This window comes from Acinetobacter sp. ANC 4636 (assembly GCF_054454555.1).
The window spans coordinates 217,116-235,351 of the sequence record NZ_JBTKVD010000003.1; the positions used below are offsets into that span (position 1 = coordinate 217,116).

General features: G+C 44.5%; 19 protein-coding genes and 5 tRNA genes. 18 read left to right on the forward strand and 6 right to left on the reverse strand.

What is annotated here, in order from left to right:
* Positions 1-5 precede the first annotated feature (5 nt).
* The 11 genes from ACX1N5_RS04980 (at position 6) to madM (ending at position 9,570) form a co-directional block, all read left to right on the forward strand.
* Entirely contained in the window at positions 6-422 is a 417-nt protein-coding gene (locus ACX1N5_RS04980) for a hypothetical protein (RefSeq protein WP_458800373.1), read from the forward strand.
* Positions 419-2,053 (forward strand): SulP family inorganic anion transporter, encoded by a 1,635-nt coding sequence (locus ACX1N5_RS04985; protein ID WP_458800371.1) that lies wholly within the window; start codon positions 419-421, stop codon positions 2,051-2,053. The genes ACX1N5_RS04980 and ACX1N5_RS04985 overlap by 4 nt, the downstream gene beginning before the upstream one ends.
* Before the next feature lie 187 nt (positions 2,054-2,240).
* The gene (gene mdcA, locus ACX1N5_RS04990; protein ID WP_004751677.1) at positions 2,241-3,920 is read left to right on the forward strand and encodes a malonate decarboxylase subunit alpha; all 1,680 of its coding nucleotides are present in this window, start codon (positions 2,241-2,243) and stop codon (positions 3,918-3,920) included.
* Positions 3,921-4,787 carry a triphosphoribosyl-dephospho-CoA synthase gene (locus tag ACX1N5_RS04995; RefSeq protein WP_458800370.1) on the forward strand — a complete coding sequence of 289 codons (867 nt, stop codon included), beginning with the start codon at positions 3,921-3,923 and terminating at the stop codon, positions 4,785-4,787.
* 18 nt (positions 4,788-4,805) lie between these two features.
* On the forward strand, positions 4,806-5,105 hold the full coding sequence (locus tag ACX1N5_RS05000) for a malonate decarboxylase subunit delta (RefSeq protein ID WP_004751679.1): 300 nt from the start codon (positions 4,806-4,808) through the stop codon (positions 5,103-5,105).
* Positions 5,098-5,946, forward strand: coding sequence for a biotin-independent malonate decarboxylase subunit beta (locus ACX1N5_RS05005; protein WP_458800368.1), 849 nt, complete (start codon positions 5,098-5,100; stop codon positions 5,944-5,946). Before ACX1N5_RS05000 ends, ACX1N5_RS05005 begins: the two co-directional genes overlap by 8 nt.
* Positions 5,943-6,791: a biotin-independent malonate decarboxylase subunit gamma gene (gene mdcE / locus ACX1N5_RS05010; protein ID WP_458800366.1), complete on the forward strand. Its 849-nt coding sequence runs from the start codon at positions 5,943-5,945 to the stop codon at positions 6,789-6,791. The genes ACX1N5_RS05005 and mdcE overlap by 4 nt, the downstream gene beginning before the upstream one ends.
* Positions 6,788-7,408, forward strand: a complete 621-nt coding sequence (locus ACX1N5_RS05015; RefSeq protein ID WP_458800364.1) for a malonate decarboxylase holo-ACP synthase — start codon at positions 6,788-6,790, stop codon at positions 7,406-7,408. Before mdcE ends, ACX1N5_RS05015 begins: the two co-directional genes overlap by 4 nt.
* The gene (mdcH, locus tag ACX1N5_RS05020) at positions 7,405-8,334 is read left to right on the forward strand and encodes a malonate decarboxylase subunit epsilon (protein WP_458800362.1); all 930 of its coding nucleotides are present in this window, start codon (positions 7,405-7,407) and stop codon (positions 8,332-8,334) included. Before ACX1N5_RS05015 ends, mdcH begins: the two co-directional genes overlap by 4 nt.
* A gap of 53 nt (positions 8,335-8,387) precedes the next feature.
* Complete coding sequence (madL, locus tag ACX1N5_RS05025; protein WP_004751685.1) at positions 8,388-8,810, forward strand: malonate transporter subunit MadL; 423 nt, start codon at positions 8,388-8,390, stop codon at positions 8,808-8,810.
* Positions 8,803-9,570 carry a malonate transporter subunit MadM gene (madM, locus tag ACX1N5_RS05030; RefSeq protein WP_458800360.1) on the forward strand — a complete coding sequence of 256 codons (768 nt, stop codon included), beginning with the start codon at positions 8,803-8,805 and terminating at the stop codon, positions 9,568-9,570. The genes madL and madM overlap by 8 nt, the downstream gene beginning before the upstream one ends.
* Positions 9,571-9,600: 30 nt before the next feature.
* On the opposite strand, the gene ACX1N5_RS05035 is transcribed toward madM, so the two are convergent.
* Together ACX1N5_RS05035 and ACX1N5_RS05040 are read right to left on the reverse strand one after the other, a co-directional pair.
* On the reverse strand, positions 9,601-10,536 hold the full coding sequence (locus ACX1N5_RS05035; protein WP_458800358.1) for a LysR family transcriptional regulator: 936 nt from the start codon (positions 10,534-10,536) through the stop codon (positions 9,601-9,603).
* A gap of 68 nt (positions 10,537-10,604) precedes the next feature.
* On the reverse strand, positions 10,605-11,474 hold the full coding sequence (locus ACX1N5_RS05040; RefSeq protein ID WP_458800356.1) for an ATP-binding protein: 870 nt from the start codon (positions 11,472-11,474) through the stop codon (positions 10,605-10,607).
* Positions 11,475-11,644: 170 nt separating this feature from the next.
* On the opposite strand from ACX1N5_RS05040, the gene ACX1N5_RS05045 reads away from it, so the two are divergent.
* From ACX1N5_RS05045 to ACX1N5_RS05075, 7 genes are all read left to right on the forward strand, one after another.
* On the forward strand, positions 11,645-13,147 hold the full coding sequence (locus ACX1N5_RS05045) for a DUF3336 domain-containing protein (RefSeq protein ID WP_131379815.1): 1,503 nt from the start codon (positions 11,645-11,647) through the stop codon (positions 13,145-13,147).
* Positions 13,148-13,939, forward strand: a complete 792-nt coding sequence (locus ACX1N5_RS05050) for a protein kinase domain-containing protein (RefSeq protein WP_458800354.1) — start codon at positions 13,148-13,150, stop codon at positions 13,937-13,939.
* A gap of 106 nt (positions 13,940-14,045) precedes the next feature.
* Positions 14,046-14,130, forward strand: a tRNA-Leu gene (locus tag ACX1N5_RS05055).
* 49 nt (positions 14,131-14,179) lie between these two features.
* Positions 14,180-14,253 (forward strand) — tRNA-Trp (locus tag ACX1N5_RS05060).
* A gap of 19 nt (positions 14,254-14,272) precedes the next feature.
* Positions 14,273-14,357 (forward strand) — tRNA-Leu (locus ACX1N5_RS05065).
* Between the two features lie 53 nt (positions 14,358-14,410).
* A tRNA-Trp gene (locus ACX1N5_RS05070) sits at positions 14,411-14,484 on the forward strand.
* Between the two features lie 20 nt (positions 14,485-14,504).
* Positions 14,505-14,589 (forward strand) — tRNA-Leu (locus ACX1N5_RS05075).
* Positions 14,590-14,721: 132 nt separating this feature from the next.
* On the opposite strand, the gene ACX1N5_RS05080 is transcribed toward ACX1N5_RS05075, so the two are convergent.
* From ACX1N5_RS05080 to ACX1N5_RS05095, 4 genes are all read right to left on the reverse strand, one after another.
* Positions 14,722-14,925: a hypothetical protein gene (locus ACX1N5_RS05080; protein ID WP_004751698.1), complete on the reverse strand. Its 204-nt coding sequence runs from the start codon at positions 14,923-14,925 to the stop codon at positions 14,722-14,724.
* Between the two features lie 301 nt (positions 14,926-15,226).
* On the reverse strand, positions 15,227-15,961 hold the full coding sequence (gene gloB / locus ACX1N5_RS05085; protein WP_458800351.1) for a hydroxyacylglutathione hydrolase: 735 nt from the start codon (positions 15,959-15,961) through the stop codon (positions 15,227-15,229).
* Positions 15,962-16,215: 254 nt separating this feature from the next.
* On the reverse strand, positions 16,216-17,139 hold the full coding sequence (locus tag ACX1N5_RS05090) for a CysB family HTH-type transcriptional regulator (protein ID WP_131379811.1): 924 nt from the start codon (positions 17,137-17,139) through the stop codon (positions 16,216-16,218).
* Positions 17,140-17,178: 39 nt separating this feature from the next.
* The gene (locus ACX1N5_RS05095; protein ID WP_004751703.1) at positions 17,179-18,234 is read right to left on the reverse strand and encodes a sulfate/molybdate ABC transporter ATP-binding protein; all 1,056 of its coding nucleotides are present in this window, start codon (positions 18,232-18,234) and stop codon (positions 17,179-17,181) included.
* Between the last annotated feature and the right edge of the window lie 2 nt (positions 18,235-18,236).

Here is an 18,236-nt window from a genome sequence, read left to right on the forward strand (position 1 = left end):
GGATCATGGACAGCAATAATAAAAAACCTAAACATTCAATTGTTTGGCTCGATAAACCAGAAGCGCATGATTATCCTGCGGCAAGTGCTTATTTATCCTTGATTTTAGATCCTGTACAGGTTGAAAAATTGGTGAGCCGTTTGCAGGCAGAAGACGTGAGCCAGTTTAAAGCCAAAGACATTTTTCGGGCAGCACAACTGCCTTTGCTGGATGAACACAATTTTCATGTGGCAAAGGATTTAAGCAAGATTGAACAAGAAAAAGCACTTTCGCCTTTGCTATTGGTACGTGATGTAGGACTGCGGCATTTGATTATTGCCGATGGTTATCACCGCTTATGTGCCGTCTATCTGCACGATGAAGATGCGCTGATTCCTTGCCAGATTGCTTCGCTCACTGCACAAGATTTGGCAAGCCTATGACTGTGGCTAAAAAAATCCCGATTTTTGATGTGATTGCGGGGTTGTCCATCGCAGGCTTGTTGTTGCCTGAAGCGGTAGCGTATTCCAATATTGCAGGGTTGTCACCGCAAAGTGGTTTGGTGGCGCTGGTACTGGGGTTGGTGCTTTATGGTCTGATTGGGAATAGTCGTTTTGCGATTGTCTCCTCAACGTCATCATCTGCCGCCGTCATCAGTTCAGGTTTAGCCACCATTGTGGTGTTTTCTTCGCCAGAGCGGGCAACTCTGGCGTATGCACTGGTGTTTTTGTCAGGCATTTTACTGGTGATTGCAGGGCTGTTTAAGCTCGGAGAGGTCACGCATTTTATTGCCAAACCTGTGTTAAAAGGGTTCTCCTTTGGCTTGGCACTGAGCATTGTGGTTAAGCAATTACCTGCGGTGATACAGGTGCATCCTGCACATAGCGATTTTTTTCGTCAATTATGGGAAATGCTACAAGGTTATTCGAGCTGGAACTGGCACGCCTTGGTTATGGGGCTGAGTGCATTTTTAATCCTACAGTTTACTCAGCGTTATAAAACCATTCCTGTTGCTTTGTTGCTGATTATTTTAGGTATTGGCCTAAATGTGATGGGATATACCCAAGAATGGGGCGTTCGTTCAGTTGGGCGTTTTGAGTTTGTTTTGCCCAGTGCTAGTTTACCTCATTTGAGTATGAACAGCTGGTTGCAACTGGTCGAAATGGCGCTGGCAGTTGCCCTGATTATTTATGCTGAATCTTATACCTCGATTCGCACCTTTTCGCTGAAATACAATGATCCAAGCGAACCAAACCGAGACCTGATTGCATTGGGTGTCGGCAATATCTGTTCAGGATTGCTAAAAGGTATGGCTGTTGGTGCTGGTTATTCGGCAACTTCAGCCAACGAAGCCGCAGGGGCAAAAAGCAAAAAATCAGCATGGGTGGCAGCGCTGGCTGTGGTGATTTTTCTGCTGTGTTTTCGTCAGTATATTGCCAATATTCCTGAGCCGATTCTTGCCAGTATTGTGATGTATGCGGTGAGTGGGCATATCCGTTTTACACCGTTTAAGCAGTATTTTATTTGGCGTAAAGATCGCTTGTTGTCGATGATTGCGATTTGGGCCGTGATTATTTTTGGAGTGCTCAACGGGTTGATAATTGCGATTATTGTCAGTATTTTGATGATGCTCAAAAGCTATTCGGTTCCTCAAATTGCATGGCTTGGGCGTTTAAATGGCGGGCATGATTTTGTCGACATTGACCGTTTTCCCGAAGCTGTACTGCCTGATGGTATTTTAATTGCGCGACCTGATCACCCAATCTTTTTTGCCAATGCAGAGAAAATTTCGAATGCGATTATACACAAGCTTTCTGAGCAAAATTATCAACATGTGATTTTAAATCTGGAGGAATGTCCGAGTCTGGACAGTACCAGTGTCGAGGAGCTGTTATTGTTGGCTCAGCATTTACAGGATCAGCAAATAGACCTGCAATTGGCGCGGGTACGTCGTTCAGTGGCACAAACCCTAGTCTATGTGAATAGTCCATTATTTCCCCAATCCAGTTATACCGCGCAAAGTGTCGATGATGCTGTACAGCAATATGAATTGAGAGCCGCTTCTGCAACCTGATGCGACTTGATAGATTTCTTTCATCCGTTCTTTTTATTTCTCTCTATGGGAAAAATAAACAGGGTGTAAGCCATGATGAAAGACGTCTATTAACCTGAAGTTAATGTTCTGCATTTCGAGTTTATTGATCAAAAATCCTGAACAGGGTTTTATAGATGAAAACATGAACTGCAGAACAGGACATCGCATGGAAGGCTCGGTACAGCATAAAGATCGAATTTGGAATAAACGCCGTTATGCCAAGCAGATTAAATTGGACTTGGCACGCAAGTTTGCCGATGGTGTGGTGATTCCAACCCAAAATATTGTTCAGGCGCTTGAAACTCTGATTACCCCAGGTGATCGGGTTGTCTTAGAAGGCAACAATCAAAAACAGGCCGACTTTCTTTCACGTGCACTGGCACAAACTAGCCCTGATGTATTGCATGATTTGCACATGATCATGCCGAGCGTAGGTCGCCCAGAACATCTGGATTTATTTGAAAAGGGCATTGCTCGCAAACTGGATTTTTCGTTTGCAGGCACGCAAAGCCTGCGCATTAGTCAGTTGCTTGAAGATGGCTTGCTAGAAATTGGTGCGATTCATACCTATATCGAACTGTATTCACGTTTACTGGTCGACCTGATTCCAAATGTGGTGTTGTCAGCAGGCTTTATGGCAGACCGTCATGGCAACATTTATACAGGCGCAAGTACCGAAGATTCTCCAGCCTTGATTGAACCTGCGGCATTTAGCGATGGCATTGTGATCGTACAGGTCAACAAACTGGTCGATGACGTGACTGACTTACCACGTGTCGATATTCCTGCCTCTTGGGTGGATTTTGTGGTGGTGGCAGATCGTCCATTTTATATTGAACCACTGTTTACCCGTGACCCGAAACACATCAAGCCTGTGCATGTCCTCATGGCAATGATGGCAATTCGCGGCATTTATGAAAAGCATCAGGTGCAATCACTGAATCACGGCATTGGTTTTAATACCGCAGCCATTGAACTGATCTTGCCAACCTATGGCGAATCACTTGGCTTAAAAGGCAAGATTTGCCGTAACTGGACGCTCAATCCGCATCCGACCCTCATTCCTGCGATTGAATCAGGCTGGGTGGAAAGTGTGCATTGCTTCGGGACTGAACTGGGCATGGAAAAATATGTGGCAGCACGTCCCGATGTGTTCTTTACAGGGCGTGACGGCTCGCTACGCTCCAACCGCATGATGTGTCAGTTGGCAGGGCAATACGCCGTGGATCTGTTTATTGGTGCAACCTTGCAGGTCGATGGGCAAGGGCATTCTTCAACTGTGACCAAGGGGCGTCTGGCAGGTTTTGGCGGCGCACCGAATATGGGGCATGACCCGCGTGGTCGCCGACATAGCACACCTGCATGGCTGGATATGCGCCCTCAAGGGTTAAATGATACTGACACCTATCTGGCACGCGGTAAAAAACTGGTGGTGCAAATGGTGGAAACCTTTCAGGAAGGTGGCAAACCGACCTTTGTTGATGAGCTGGATGCGGTTGATGTGGCGAAAAAAGCAGGTATGCCACTTGCGCCAATCATGATTTATGGTGATGACGTCACGCATTTGCTCACCGAAGAAGGCATTGCCTACTTATATAAAGCCGACAGTCAGCAACAACGTGAAGAAATGATCGCAGCCGTGGCGGGTGTGACCGATATTGGTTTACGTCATGATCCGAAAAATACCGAACGTTTACGCCAAGCAGGCTTGGTGGCATTCCCTGAAGATTTGGGCATTCGCCGTACCGATGCGACCCGTGAACTTTTGGCAGCTAAAAATATTGCCGATTTGGTGACGTGGTCAGATGGTCTGTATGAACCGCCTGCTAAATTTCGGAGTTGGTAAATGAATGCATTTTTTCAACTCAAACCGCAGCATTATCTAGCCGATACGCTGGCTGATTTTGCGGTACAGGCTTTACTGGATGAAGTGCGCTTGTCACCCAAACCTGCGCTGGTCGATGCACGTAGTTCAGGCGCACATCAGGATTTAACCCTGAGCTTGATGGAACAGTCGGCTGAAAGTTTAAGACATATGTTTGTTGCCATGAGCTTGGCAGCAACACAGCATGGTGAAGTTTCACAGGCATTGCGTGAGCAGATTGGACAGCTTGGGCGCGAAGGCGAGCAAATCATGCTGGCGGTGACGGGTGGGGTGAATACCCATCGCGGAGCGATTTGGGCGCTCGGTTTACTGGTGACAGCAGCAACTTTGTCGCCACAAGGAACATCAGCGGAAGGCATCTGTTTTTGTGCAGGGCAAATTGCACAACTTGAAGACCGAGCTGTAACAGCAAAAGTGACACCGAGTCATGGGCAAATGGTGTTGCAAAAACATGGCAAGCAAGGTGCAAAACAGCAAGCTCAACAAGGTTTTCCTGCGATTCGTCAGTATGCTTTACCGCAGCTTCGTCGTACGCGACAGTATTCGATGCGTGAAGAATTTGCCCGTTTAGATGCCTTGCTCGCGATTATGCAGCATCTTGATGATACCTGTGTGCTGTATCGGGCAGGCTTAAATGGCTTAAAGCGTATGCAGCAAGGTGCAGGAAAAGTTTTGGAACTTGGCGGTTATGCCAGTCTGGCTGCGCGTCGTGAACTGCATTTACTGGAAATTGATTTATTGCGTCTGAATGCTTCACCAGGCGGTGCAGCGGATTTATTGGCAGCGACGATATTTGTTGATCGGGTAGAGCGTTATCACGGCGAATAACCCATAAGGATAAAGAACATGGAAATATTGAATTTTGAATTTGCTGCCCAGCGTGTTGCCAAGCAGCGTGCATTGGTCGGTTGTGTCGGTTCAGGCGATTTAGAAATTTTGGTTGAGCCGCATGCAGGTGAGACGCTTAATATTCAAGTCACAACATCGGTTGATGGCAGCCAAGTGCGCTGGAAAAATTTGTTTGAACGGGTGTTTGCCATGCAGCAATTGCCTGCGGTCAACATTGAAATTAATGACTTTGGTGCAACCCCAGGCGTGGTGCGCTTACGTTTAGAGCAAGCTTTGGAGGAAGTGCAACATGACTGATATTCAGGACTTATTACAGCGTAGCAGTTTTATTGAACTCTCAGCGCGTCAGCGTGCGCAAAGCCTGCTTGATCTGCGTTATCGTGAACTGGTCGATCCGTTTGACCGAATGACATCGCCGTGGTTGCCTAAGCAAAATATTGTGCCACAAGCCGATGATGGCGTGGTGGTGATTAAAGGCACCATCCAACAGCAACCTGTGGTGGTGATTGCCATTGAAGGGGCATTTCAGGGCGGCAGTCTTGGTGAAGTGGGCGGTGCAAAAATCGCAGGCGCTTTGGAACTGGCGATTGAAGACAACCGCAAAGGCATTCCAACCGCAGCAGTATTATTGCTCGAAACAGGTGGTGTACGCCTACAGGAAGCGAACCTCGGTTTGGCAGCGATTGCCGAGATCCATGCGGCGATTGTGGAATTACGTCAGTATCAGCCTGTGATTGGGATTGTGGCTGGCAGCGTGGGTTGTTTCGGTGGGATGTCGATTGCCGCAGGTTTATGTAGTTACTTGATTCTGACTCAAGAAGGTCGCTTGGGGTTGAATGGCCCGCAAGTGATTGAGCAGGAAGCAGGCGTGCAAGAATACGATGCCAAAGACCGTCCGTTTATCTGGAGCATTACAGGTGGTACACAACGTTTTGCTTCGGGTCTGGTCGATGCTTTTGTTGAAGATGATGTCGAACAGATTCACCAGCAAGTGCAGCAGTTTTTAAGTGCAGGTTGCCCAGCCGAGCCACGTAGTTCACGTTATGCATGGTTCTTGCAGAAACTTGCACAGGTCGATACCTCTGAACAGATCAGTCCTGAAGCAGTGCAGCAATTATATCAAGGAGAGTCAGCATGAATATGGATGTCAATGCAACGCGCGTTGCAGCCAGAGGTCTAAACTGGTTTAACGCATTAACGGCGGATGCCAGTTTTCAAGCAGTATCTGACTTTCCTGCATCGTTAAAAGTTGCGGATGGTGAGCTGAATGGTTATCCCGTGCGGGTGATTGCAGTGGTTGTGGACACTAACAATCATTTCCCACGTGCACAGCAGGGCGAAGTTGGTTTACTTGAAGGCTGGTCATTGGCGAAAGCGGTCGATCAAGTGATTCAGGCAGATGCTAACCAAACGCAGAAACGCGCAATTTTATGTGTGGTTGATGTGCCAAGTCAGGCTTATGGCCGTCGTGAAGAAGTTTTAGGGATTCATCAGGCATTGGCTGCTGCGGCAGATCGTTATATCACGGCACGTTTGGCGGGACATCCTGTGATTAGCCTGTTGGTCGGTAAAGCCATGTCAGGTGCATTTTTGGCGCATGGTTATCAAGCCAATCGTTTGATTGCGCTGGATGATGCTGGAGTAATGGTACATGCCATGGGCAAGGAATCCGCTGCACGTGTTACTTTGCGTAGTGTCGAAGAACTAGAGCAGTTAGCGGCAAAAGTTGCGCCAATGGCGTATGACATTCAGAGTTATAACAGTTTGGGCTTACTGGCAGAGATTTTACAGGTACAGAATATTGCACACCCGCAAGCTGAAGATGTGCAGTTGATTCAGCAGCATGTGGCAGCCACGTTGCAGGACATTTTGCAAAGCCAAGACCGAAGTTTATCTTCACGTTTTCATGGTGCAAATCGTCAGGCATCGCAAAAAGTACGTGCCTTGCTGCGTGAACAATGGTCACGCGAGCAATCTGCATGATCAGCGCACCACAAGCCCATGACCTGCTTTGGGGAATGCCACTCAGCGCACTTCCAGAGCAAGCTCCTGATTGGGCATGGCAGGCAATTGCTGCGGGGCAACCTGTAGTGGTACGTCGTGCTGTAACCGAGTCTGATCAGATTGCTGTGGGAATTCGTGGTGCACAGCGTCAGCAACGTTTTGCGTGTCTGATGCCAAAAATGCCCATTCAGCGCATGGTGAAACCTGAACAGTTGATTGAAATCAATGCTGAATTATTTCCGATGATTGCGGAAAAAATCCAGCCAATTTTTCAGGTGTTACAGGCAACAAGCTGGACGTGGGGCATTACAGGCAGCACAGGATTTGAGTTGGCAACAGGTCTGCAGGTGACGCATGCCAACAGCGATCTAGATCTGTTGATTCGCATGCCAAACGAGTTTCCTAAAACAGAGGCAAAAGCGTTATTGGTGGCTTTGCAACAGTCATTGGTACGAGTCGATGTGCAATTGCAAACCCCATACGGTGGTGTGGCATTGGCAGACTGGGCAAATAGCCGACATCAGGTGCTCTTGAAACGTGCAGAAGGTGCGGTGTTGGTGGATAACCCTTGGGTGATGCGAGAGGTTTACGCATGAGTTCATTGTGGGTCTATCCAGGACAGGGCGTACAAAAGCCGAATATGCTGCACGACTTGCCACAAAATGATGTGACGCAGCGCTATTTAGACCGAGCTTCACAAGCGTTGGGACAAGATGTTTTAACCTTGGATACGCCAGAAGCCTTGCAATCGACCCGAGCTGTACAACTGTGTTTATTGATTGCTGGTGTGGTGAGTTCGCAGCAACTATTGCAGAAGCAGTTCAAACCTGATTATGTGGCAGGGCTGTCAATCGGTGCATGGGCAGCGGCAGTGGTTGCTGAGGTGTTGAGTTTTGAAGATGCAGTCAGACTGGTGGCGCTACGGGGCGAGCTGATGCAGACTGCGTATCCAACAGATTATGGTATGACTGCCATCATCGGTGCGAGTCGGACTCAGGTGGAACACTGGGTGGCTCAAGTGCAGCAACAGGCAGGGCAGGTCTATATTGCCAATATCAATGCGGCAAACCAGATCGTGATTTCGGGTGCAGACACTGCCATGCAAGATGTCGTGAGTTTGGCTCAGCAGCAAGGTGTTTTGGCAAAACGTTTACAGGTCAGTGTGCCATCACACTGTGAATTATTGAAACAGCAAGCGCAGACTTTGGCGCAAGCGATGCAAGAGGTTGAGTTTAAAACAGCAAAGATTCGATATTTGAGTAGTAGTACCGCGCGTTTGATGATGAGCGCTTCACAGATTCGTCAGGATTTGGCAGGCAATATGGCGTGTATCGTGGAATGGGAAAGCACGATACAAGCGGCATGGGAACGTGGTGTTCGGCTGCAACTGGAGTTGCTGCCTGGCACGGTGCTCACAGGGCTTGCCCGTCGTATATTTAAAGAAGGTTCGGTCATGGCGTTTCAAGGAACGCGTCTCGACAATATCATGATTGCAATGCAACAGCAGAAAGAGAGCGTTTAACAGCACTTTTTGCACAAAGATACATGAATTTCCAAGGATATGAGGAAAATACAATGATTATTTATGGAGTTGGAATACTCGCACTTTGCACACTGGTCGGTACGATAGTCGGTGATCTTCTGGGTGTTCTATTAGGTGTTCAATCAAATGTCGGTGGCGTTGGTATTGCCATGATTCTTTTGATTTTCATCCGTTTATGGATGCATAAACGCGGTCTAATGATTCCCGAAACAGAAAAAGGTGTGACCTTCTGGGGCACCATGTACATTCCTGTCGTAGTGGCAATGGCAGCGCAGCAAAATGTGGTGTCGGCATTGTCGAGTGGTCATTTGGCATTATTTGCAGCAGCTGGATCGGTCGCAGTGTGTACAGTGACTATTGCAGCACTTAGCCGTTATAAAAAAGGTGAACCTCTCCCAAAGGAAAATGAACCAGAGGTGACATTGGCGAACATTGGAGGTAAGGCACATGGTTGATTTATTATTCAAAGATCTTACCCATTTGGGCTTGATTACTGCATTTGCACTGGTTGCCCTCGTGATGTGGCTGTCCACCAAAATCTCAAAATATTTGACCAAAGGTCGTGTGCATGGTTCTGCAATTGCAATTGTGATTGGCTTAATCTTGGCATGGGTCGGTGGAACCATGACAGGTGGGCAAAAAGGACTGACCGATATTGCACTGTTTTCTGGTGTAGGTTTAATGGGCGGTGCAATGTTGCGTGACTTTACCATTGTCGCAACTGCGTTTGAAGTTCAGGCAACTGAAGCCAAGAAAGCAGGATTTATAGGTGTATTTTCACTGTTCTTAGGCACGGTTTTGCCATTCATCGTCGGTTGCAGCTTTGCATGGATTTTTGGCTACCGCGATGCAGTCAGCATTACCACCATTGGTGCAGGTGCAGTGACTTATATTGTTGGACCTGTGACAGGCGCAGCAATTGGTGCATCTTCAGATGTAATGGCATTGTCGATTGCAACAGGTTTGGTTAAAGCGATTTTTGTGATGGTGACAACCCCGATGACAGCCAAATTCATGGGCTTGGATAATCCGCGTTCAGCCATGATTTTTGGTGGATTGGCAGGGACTGTGAGTGGAGTTTCTGCGGGATTGGCAGCAACAGATCGTCGTCTTGTTCCGTACGGCGCATTGACCGCAACATTCCATACAGGTTTGGGCTGTTTGATGGGGCCTTCGATTTTATTCCTGATCGTAAAAATGTTGGTTGGCAGTTAAATCATGAAAGCAGCATGTTGGGCAATAACACTATTGCCCTGATGTTGAATAACTTTGAAATTTGTTGGCAAACATGCGACATTCTGCAATTAACGCGAGTAAATTTGGATCGCGTTCTTTGCTTTTTAAGAACACCAAACCAATATGTTGCTGGATTCTAAAATTTGCTTGTAGTGGAATCAGTTTGACCGAACTTTCATAGACTGCCGAAATTCGTCCTGGTAACAAAGCAAAACCAACGCCTGAGCTGACCATACTAATTAAAGTGAAAATATCACTGACCTGCAAAGCCACTTTCGGCTCAAACCCCGCTTTTTGAAACACCACTTCACTGTCACTATGTGTTGCAAAACCCTTGTTTAAAGTAATAAAGGTTTCTGCTTTGAGTAAACTCAGGTCGATTTCGCTGAGCTGGGCATATTTCGAATCTTTGGGTACAGCGAGAAAAATATCATCCTGAAACATGGGTAAAATTTCAAAATCATTGCTGGCTGTGGTTTCATTCAGCGCCACAATAATCGCGTCAATGTCAGTCTGTTTCAGCTTGGTCACCAAATCCTGATTGGAACTCAGCAAAAGCTGAATATCCAGTTCGCTACGCCGTAATTTTAAACCACTGATCAGGGAAGGAATGGTTTTGACCGTGAGGGAATATAAAGAGCCTAAGCGCAAAACCTTGGCAGCAAAACCTGCGGCTTCACGGGTTTTTTCCACGCTTAGTACCAAGTCAGCCACAATTTTTTGTGCATGTTCTTCAAACACATAAGCACTTTTCAGGGGAATCAGGTTACGCCCTTCATTTTTAAATAACGGACAACGCAGCGCACTTTCTAAAGAATGCAGGGCCTTATGAATACTGACATTACTGACTTGCATTTCATCGGCAGTTTTGGACAAATTGCCATAACGCATAAAGGCAAGGAAAATCTGGATTTTCTTTAAGGTGATTTCATCATCAATCTGCATAATAGAACATCCATATTCTTAAAAATTGGCTCGGTAAATGTGCCAAGCCAATCATATAACAGATTAGATCATTGGTTCAGTAAGTTTGAACCAATCCAGTGTTTAGAAAACTGATACGCGGCACGACCTGAACGCTGCCCACGACCTTGTGACCAGCGTAGGGATTCAGCACGCGCTTCTTCTGTAAATTCAATATTGGCTTTTTTCAGATAATGCTCAACCACTTCCAGATACAGCGCCTGATCCATTGGGTAAAATGACAGCCACAAACCAAAACGGTCAGAGAGTGAAATCTTTTCCTCAATCGCTTCTTGCGGATGTAATTCGGTGTACTGAGGCACATCAACTTTTGTGACAGGCGTATTTTCATGCATGAATTCAGGAAGCAAATGACGACGGTTACTGGTCGCATAGATAATAAAATTGTTATTGCCCGATTGTAGCGAACCATCTAACACACTTTTTAAGCTGCGGTAGTTTTCATCTTCAGCATTAAAGGCAAGGTCGTCACAGTACACGATAAATTTTTCAGGGCGACCTTTGATCAGTTTTTCAATTTCAGGCAAATCTGACAGGTCATCACGTTCAATTTCAATCAGACGTAAGCCCTGATCTGCATATTCGGTCAGCAAGGCACGTACAATCGATGATTTTCCTGTACCGCGTGCGCCTGTGAGCAACACGTCATTGGCAGGTAAGCCTTTGAGAAACTGTAAGGTATTTTGTATGACTTTTTGTTTTTGACGTTCAATGCCTTTTAAGTCTTCCAGATACATTTTTTTAGGTTGAGCAATCGGTTTAAGCTGCTGCTTTTGCCATTTGTAGGCTGGTGCAGAAAAATCGACTTCAGTTTTTACTTCAGGAAGGGCTTGTTGTAACTGTTGTAATACGTAGCCGATACGGTCGAGAAATTCTTGGGGTAAATCGATATGTGCCATAATCTAGGTCTAGTTTGCTGGTTTTTTGTAGGTTTAAGCATAAGACAAAAAACTGTATATTTCACGCACTCCACAAATTAATCGAATTTGCAATTGATCTTGCCACGCCTGTTAAGTTAAGTTGAGAAAAATGGGCGGAAATCGTGAAGGTCAAACAATTGGGAAATATGATGACAAATCTACTCACCAGTAATTCCTATAACTCACACAAAACCGATCGTATTAAAAAATTACAGAAGCAGCTGGGTTCTGCTGAAAGCTACATCGAATGGAAAGAGATTGCCCTACAACTTGATGAGGCTTCTGGTAGCCAGGAGTGGAAATTTGATAATGCATCGCCTTATTTTGATGCAGAAGTAATTTCCCATCGTTTAGTGTTACTGCGCAAATATCGTCAGCAAAACCGTATTAAAGACCTTATTTATATTTTAAGAGAAGGTTTAACGTATGATATTGCCAATATTTGTCATCCAATGCTGTTTGTTGAGTGTTATATCGGCACCAAAAAAATTATTGAAGACTATGTCGACGAAGTCAGTCAGTCATTAGAACATGTTGCTTCAGCACCAAGTGAAATACTGAGCCATGCTGAAAAAATCGAGTTTTTTAAAAATTGCGAAACGGCCTATGGTCAGCCTGCATTAATGTTTTCAGGTGGAGCATCTTTGGGCTTGTTTCATACAGGCGTATGTAAAGTGCTTCGCGAACAGGATTTGTTACCGCGTGTCCTTTCTGGCTCAAGTGCTGGGGCAATTATGGCAGCCATGCTGGGCACAGCATTGCCTGAACAGATTGATCAGGTATTAACAGGCGAGCATTTCTTCAGTGAGGCTTTTCATTTTCGGTCGATGTCATCCTTGCTAAAAGATAAAGGTGGCTTTGCCGATGTGCGCTACCTGAAAAAATTCCTGATGGAAAATTTAGGCGATTTAACTTTTGATGAAGCCTATCAGCGTTCGGGTTTAAATATTAATATTGCAATTGCGCCATATGACTCTTCGCAAAGCCCACGTATTTTGAACCGATTTACCTCACCTGACTTACTGGTCTGGAGTGCGGTGTTAGCATCCTGTGCCGTGCCAATCTTATTTCCACCTGTGCATTTGACGGCTAAACGCTACGATGGCGAACATACACCATTTATGTCAAATACCTTTTGGGTTGATGGCAGTATGCGTAGTGATTTTCCACAGGAAAAAATGGTGCGTTTATATAACGTCAATTACACCATTGCCTGTCAGGTTAATCCGCATATTGTGCCATTTATGCAGAGCGACGAATCCCGTTACCGTAAAGACTTACTGAGCTGGCCAGAACGAATTTTACGTCGTCAGGGCAAGGTTTTGGCAAAAGGTATGATGGACTTTACCCGCGAGCGGATTGGGGCAGTGCCACAGGTGCGTCGTTTGCTGGATTATGGTTATGGGATTATTGACCAGCGCTATTATGGTGATGTGAATATCTTTGCCCATTATAATTTCAAGCATTATTTGTATATGTTGCAAAACCCAAAACCGCATTTATTTGCTCAATTGCAAAAAGAAGGGGAGAAAGCAACATGGCCGAAGATCTCTACCATTGAGATGCATGCACGTATTGGTAAAACCATTGAACATGCTTTACATGCAATTATGCGTGCTGAGCAACAGACAAAAGTCATTGCGCCTGTATAAATGTTTGAGTTTGAACGCCCATACTTGATTCAGGATAAAACACCTAGACAAAGTCAGTTATTTGGGCGTCATATTTACCTGCTTGAACAAGCAGGGCAGTATTACTGGCTAAAGTTGCAATTGCCACATGGGCATACACAGTTTCAACAGGGCTTTGCCTGTGAAGTTGAGTGTTATGGTCAGTGGCAAAATCTGCAACCCAGTTTTCTTTTGCCTTATCAATATGCTGCCAAGTTAAATCTGCCCGAACTGCCACAAACTGCGCAGGGATTATTATTGCCCCATGTGCCAGAGGTATTTTCTGCATTAAGTCAATTCACATATATAGACGTTATAAAACGCATTTGTATGGCGCTTGAACAGCTTGATGCGTTACATATGCTAGGTTATGTGCATGGTGATATTAAAGCTGCGCATTTTCGTTACGCTGCCCAGCAGATGTTTTTAATTGATTTTGAACAAACCCGACCAATTCATGAGTCTGGCTCTATATTAAATGCAACGCCACGCTATATGGCACCTGAGCTGTTTCATGCACAACCCAAAACTATTCAGACCGATTTGTATGCTTTGGGTGTTGTACTCTATGAATGGCTGACACAAACCCGTTTGAGTTCAAAAAGTTATCTGGATTGGGCTGTTTTTCATTGCCAGTCTGCCGAATTTAATTTGCCTGAACCTTGGTCTGTTTTGCAACCGTGTTTAGATGGGCTGCTAGCGCGTGATTTTAAGCATAGATTTGTGAGTTCAAAACAAGCAACCCGTTGTTTAGAAACAATAAAATTGTATTAAAAATAGCCGTAAAAGCATTTTTTGTTTGATATTTAAGCGTTTGGGCTATTTTTTGGGAAAAAGGGCTTGTCATCGCCTAAGCTGATCTATAATATACACATCCATCGGGGGCGTGGCGAAATTGGTAGACGCACTGGATTTAGGTTCCAGCGCCGCAAGGTGTAAGAGTTCGAGTCTCTTCGCCCCCACCATTTAAAACTTGAAATGGTTTTAGATTGACAATGCGAAAGCAAAGTCTATAGAGGATTGGTGTAATGGTAGCATGACGGTCTCCAAAACCGTTCGTCAAGGTTCGAGTCCTTGATCCTCTGCCAAAATTTGATGTACCCAAATGGGGGCGTGGCGAAATTGGTAGACGCACTGGATTTAGGTTCCAGCGCCGCAAGGTGTAAGAGTTCGAGTCTCTTCGCCCCCACCATATTTAAAAAGCAAGATATTTCTTGCTTTTTTTGTGTCTGAAAAGACAGATCCAGAGGATTGATGTAATGGTAGCATGACGGTCTCCAAAACCGTTCGTCAAGGTTCGAGTCCTTGATCCTCTGCCAAAAAATTGATGTACCCAAATGGGGGCGTGGCGAAATTGGTAGACGCACTGGATTTAGGTTCCAGCGCCGCAAGGTGTAAGAGTTCGAGTCTCTTCGCCCCCACCATATTTAAAGGCAAGATAGAACATCTTGCTTTTTTTATGCGCATAAAAAAGAGCCCAACAATGAGCCCTTTTTTCGAGAAATCCTTTTCCTCTCTTGTATTATTTTAGCCAATCAGTATAGAACGCAAAATAATTATGCTTTAAGGTGATCTTCAAATTCCTCACCCAATTGCATTGCTAAAGCATTGCCCGATAAATCATACGTCACCAAACCATATTCTTTTTTAAAGCTAAAGGTAAATCCTTTACCATCTGCCAAGTTTTTCACTGAATATCCTAATTTTTCTAACCAAATACGAAAGGCGATCAAATTCTTTGCTTTAACAACTTTTTTCATGGCTAAATCCTCAAAACAAAAACAACAAACAATTTTAATTATTTATAAGGCTGTCTTCAGCTTTTTTAAAGGGGGAATTTATAAATTATTTTGACAACCAACAAAAAAAGATCTGAGTTGCTAAAATAAAGAACAATTTGTGTGCAAATATGTGATTTTTTTTAATCATTTTGCAACTGATATTTTTAATAAAAATTAAAAATATCAGTACCTTATATTTTATTTATTCATTTGGAAGTTGCATGGTCTAGGCTAAAAATCATGATATAAACTATGTAAAAAAATATTACATTAGACCGATTTAAAAATGATCTTTGAGCTCACGCAAGCGCTGAAACTCTTCAACAGAAGATGCCCGTAAAAATGGATTGGTGGCAAGTTCCTGCTCTATGCTACTTGGTAACGTAATTTTGTCTAAATAGCGTAAATGTTCAACGTGATCGGCACGTTGCTGCAAGGCAACATTGTCAGGTTCTACACTCAGTGCAAATTTGGCATTGGCAAGTGTGTATTCGTGAGTGCAGTAGACTTGAGTTTGTGGAGGTAGTGCAGCCAGTCGTTGTAAGGAATGGAACATCTGTTCGTAACTGCCTTCAAACATACGCCCACAGCCCATGGCAAACAAAGTGTCTCCGACAAAGGCTGCATCGAGGTTTTCAACGTAATACACAATATGCCCTAGGGTATGTCCAGGAACTTCAATAATTTCCACTTCAAGATCGTGAAATTTTACTTGGCTATGCTGATCAAGGGGAACACTCAGCATTGGAATTTTACTGAGTTCGGCACGTGGTCCATATACAGGAATTGTGTGTGCCGTAAGCAGTGCAGGAACGCCACCAATATGATCTTTGTGCCAGTGTGTCAGCCAGATTTGACTTGGTTTGAGTTGCTGCTGTGCACAGTAATCAAGTACCAGTTGCCCTTCAGTCGGATCAATAATGATCACTTCGTGCGAAGGTGTATGCTCAATCAGCCAGATATAATTTTTTAAATCATTTTTTACATCAATGACGTGAACTTTGTAGGCTGTCATAGCATGGGTATCCATTTTTATCTTATCTTGTTTTTATTATACGTGAAGATGGGATGCAAGCCGAACTCCAAAAAAGAGTTGGAGATTCGGCATATAAAAAGTGAAATCTAGAGCGTGTTCTCATTTCATTTAATGAGGTAAATTAGCCTATATTTTGTTTAATAAATCAGCAATTTATTTATTAAACATTCAGTTTTAAGCATCTAAATAGTCATTTTTCGAGCTATTTATAAAATGAGGACAGCCCCTAACTATTAATAGTCAGGGTAAGCAACTTTTTTAAGTGCCTGAATGTCAGCATCAGGTGAGCATAACGAAATAAACTCATAACCATACCCACGGAGCAAATGTCCTTTGCGAACGGCAATCCATGTGGTATTTAAACCAAATACATCGGTTTTAATTTGTTTTAAGCGGTAATCACGCTCGCTGTCATATGCCACATCGTTAATAATCCCCACACCCATACCGAGTTCTACATAGGTTTTGATAACATCAGCATCAAGGGCTGACATGACAATATCAACATCAACCTGAGCAGCATCGAAAGCTTGGTCAATTTTAGAACGTCCTGTAAAACCGCCATGATAAGTAATTACAGGGTACTGAGCGACATCTTGTAGCGTAATTTCTTTGAGCTGGGTTAATGGATGGTCAAATGGGGTAATCAGGCTATGTTGCCAGTTATAGTAAGGCACACTTGCCAGATTATCTTCAGCGATCAGCGATTCGGTTGCAATGCCAATATCTGCTTGGCCTTGCAGTAGCATATTGGCAATTTCCGAAGGACTGGCTTGTTGTAAAATCAGGTGAACTTTAGGGAATGCTTGCTTAAACAAATTCACAATTGGTGGTAACACATAACGTGCCTGCGTGTGTGTGGTCGCAATAGTCAATGTACCTTCATCAACTTTGTTAAAGTCATCGGCAAGGCGCTTAATGTTGTCTGCATCAATCAGCATGCGTTCCACAATACCCAGTAAAGCCTGACCTGGTTCAGTTAGTCCAAGTAAGCGTTTGCCTTTACGAATAAAAAGTTGTACACCAAGCTCATCTTCTAAGTCTTTAATATGTTTGCTGACACCTGACTGGGAGGTGTACAGGGCTGCGGAAGCTTCGGTCAAGTTAAAATCTTGACGTACCGTTTCGCGAATAATGCGTAATTGTTGAAAATTCATAATTGCTAACCACTAAAAAATCTTAAATTGGGCAAATTGTTATGCCGCATGATGTTCAAATAAATGTAAATGATTAATTTTCACCCAAACAGGTTGGTTAGGTTGAAAGTTTTGTAGCTTGGCTTGCTCTGCCGTTAATACTGCTTCAATAATCTTGCCTTGTCGATCTTGTAACTCAAGAAAAACTTTACCTGCAACCCAAACTTCACGCACAAAAGTTGCCTGAATAGCATTGTCTACAGCGTGTTGATAGACATTTAACTCATGTGGGCGTGCAAAAGCGATCAGCGAGCCTTGAGGGTGGTGTGAAGCTAAGTGTAGCCGATCTTCACCTAAAATCAGTGTACCTTGCTGATGCTCGCCTTCAAAACGGTTGGCATGCCCCAAGAAATCAAACACAAACGGTGTTGCAGGTTTTTCATACACTTCGCGTGGTGAGCCAATTTGTTCGATATTCCCTTTATTCATCACCACGATTTGATCGGCAACTTCTAAAGCTTCTTCCTGATCATGGGTGACAAAAATCGAGGTGATGTGTAGTTCATCATGCAAATGACGTAACCAGCGACGTAACTCCTTACGAACTTTGGCATCTAAAGCACCAAATGGTTCATCCAGCAATAGCACACGTGGCTCAACTGCAAGTGCGCGGGCTAAAGCAATACGCTGGCGCTGACCACCTGAAAGTTGTGCAGGGTAGCGATCTGCTAAAAAACCGAGCTGCACCAAGTCGAGCAGGGCATTGACTCGTTTTTTAATTTCGCTTTCTGATGGGCGAGTGGCGCGTGGACGCACACGTAGACCAAACGCAACGTTGTCAAATACGCTCATATGGCGAAACAGCGCATAGTGTTGAAATACAAAGCCGACTTGACGCTCACGCACATGGGTATTGGTAGCATCTTGCCCTTCTAAAATGACCTGACCTGCGTCAGCGCTTTCCAAGCCTGCAATAATCCGTAATAAGGTGGTTTTCCCGCAGCCTGAAGGGCCAAGTAGAGCAACCAGTTGACCTTCAGGAAAGTCGAGGCTGATATTGTTTAGCGCATGAAATGCACCAAAGTTTTTTTCAATATTTTTAACTTGAATACTCATGA

Bases quoted from the DNA above. Each gene is read 5' to 3' on its own strand.
- mdcA (WP_004751677.1), top strand. From the start codon at position 2,241: ATGGAAGGCTCGGTACAGCATAAAGATCGAATTTGGAATAAACGCCGT.
- ACX1N5_RS05015 (WP_458800364.1), top strand. From the start codon at position 6,788: ATGATCAGCGCACCACAAGCCCATGACCTGCTTTGGGGAATGCCACTC.
- ACX1N5_RS05095 (WP_004751703.1), bottom strand. From the start codon at position 18,234: ATGAGTATTCAAGTTAAAAATATTGAAAAAAACTTTGGTGCATTTCAT.
- ACX1N5_RS05080 (WP_004751698.1), bottom strand. From the start codon at position 14,925: ATGAAAAAAGTTGTTAAAGCAAAGAATTTGATCGCCTTTCGTATTTGG.
- ACX1N5_RS04985 (WP_458800371.1), top strand. From the start codon at position 419: ATGACTGTGGCTAAAAAAATCCCGATTTTTGATGTGATTGCGGGGTTG.
- ACX1N5_RS05050 (WP_458800354.1), top strand. From the start codon at position 13,148: ATGTTTGAGTTTGAACGCCCATACTTGATTCAGGATAAAACACCTAGA.
- gloB (WP_458800351.1), bottom strand. From the start codon at position 15,961: ATGACAGCCTACAAAGTTCACGTCATTGATGTAAAAAATGATTTAAAA.
- mdcE (WP_458800366.1), top strand. From the start codon at position 5,943: ATGAATATGGATGTCAATGCAACGCGCGTTGCAGCCAGAGGTCTAAAC.
- ACX1N5_RS04995 (WP_458800370.1), top strand. From the start codon at position 3,921: ATGAATGCATTTTTTCAACTCAAACCGCAGCATTATCTAGCCGATACG.
- ACX1N5_RS05000 (WP_004751679.1), top strand. From the start codon at position 4,806: ATGGAAATATTGAATTTTGAATTTGCTGCCCAGCGTGTTGCCAAGCAG.
- ACX1N5_RS05090 (WP_131379811.1), bottom strand. From the start codon at position 17,139: ATGAATTTTCAACAATTACGCATTATTCGCGAAACGGTACGTCAAGAT.
- ACX1N5_RS05040 (WP_458800356.1), bottom strand. From the start codon at position 11,474: ATGGCACATATCGATTTACCCCAAGAATTTCTCGACCGTATCGGCTAC.
- ACX1N5_RS04980 (WP_458800373.1), top strand. From the start codon at position 6: ATGGACAGCAATAATAAAAAACCTAAACATTCAATTGTTTGGCTCGAT.
- mdcH (WP_458800362.1), top strand. From the start codon at position 7,405: ATGAGTTCATTGTGGGTCTATCCAGGACAGGGCGTACAAAAGCCGAAT.
- madM (WP_458800360.1), top strand. From the start codon at position 8,803: ATGGTTGATTTATTATTCAAAGATCTTACCCATTTGGGCTTGATTACT.
- ACX1N5_RS05045 (WP_131379815.1), top strand. From the start codon at position 11,645: ATGACAAATCTACTCACCAGTAATTCCTATAACTCACACAAAACCGAT.
- madL (WP_004751685.1), top strand. From the start codon at position 8,388: ATGATTATTTATGGAGTTGGAATACTCGCACTTTGCACACTGGTCGGT.
- ACX1N5_RS05005 (WP_458800368.1), top strand. From the start codon at position 5,098: ATGACTGATATTCAGGACTTATTACAGCGTAGCAGTTTTATTGAACTC.
- ACX1N5_RS05035 (WP_458800358.1), bottom strand. From the start codon at position 10,536: ATGCAGATTGATGATGAAATCACCTTAAAGAAAATCCAGATTTTCCTT.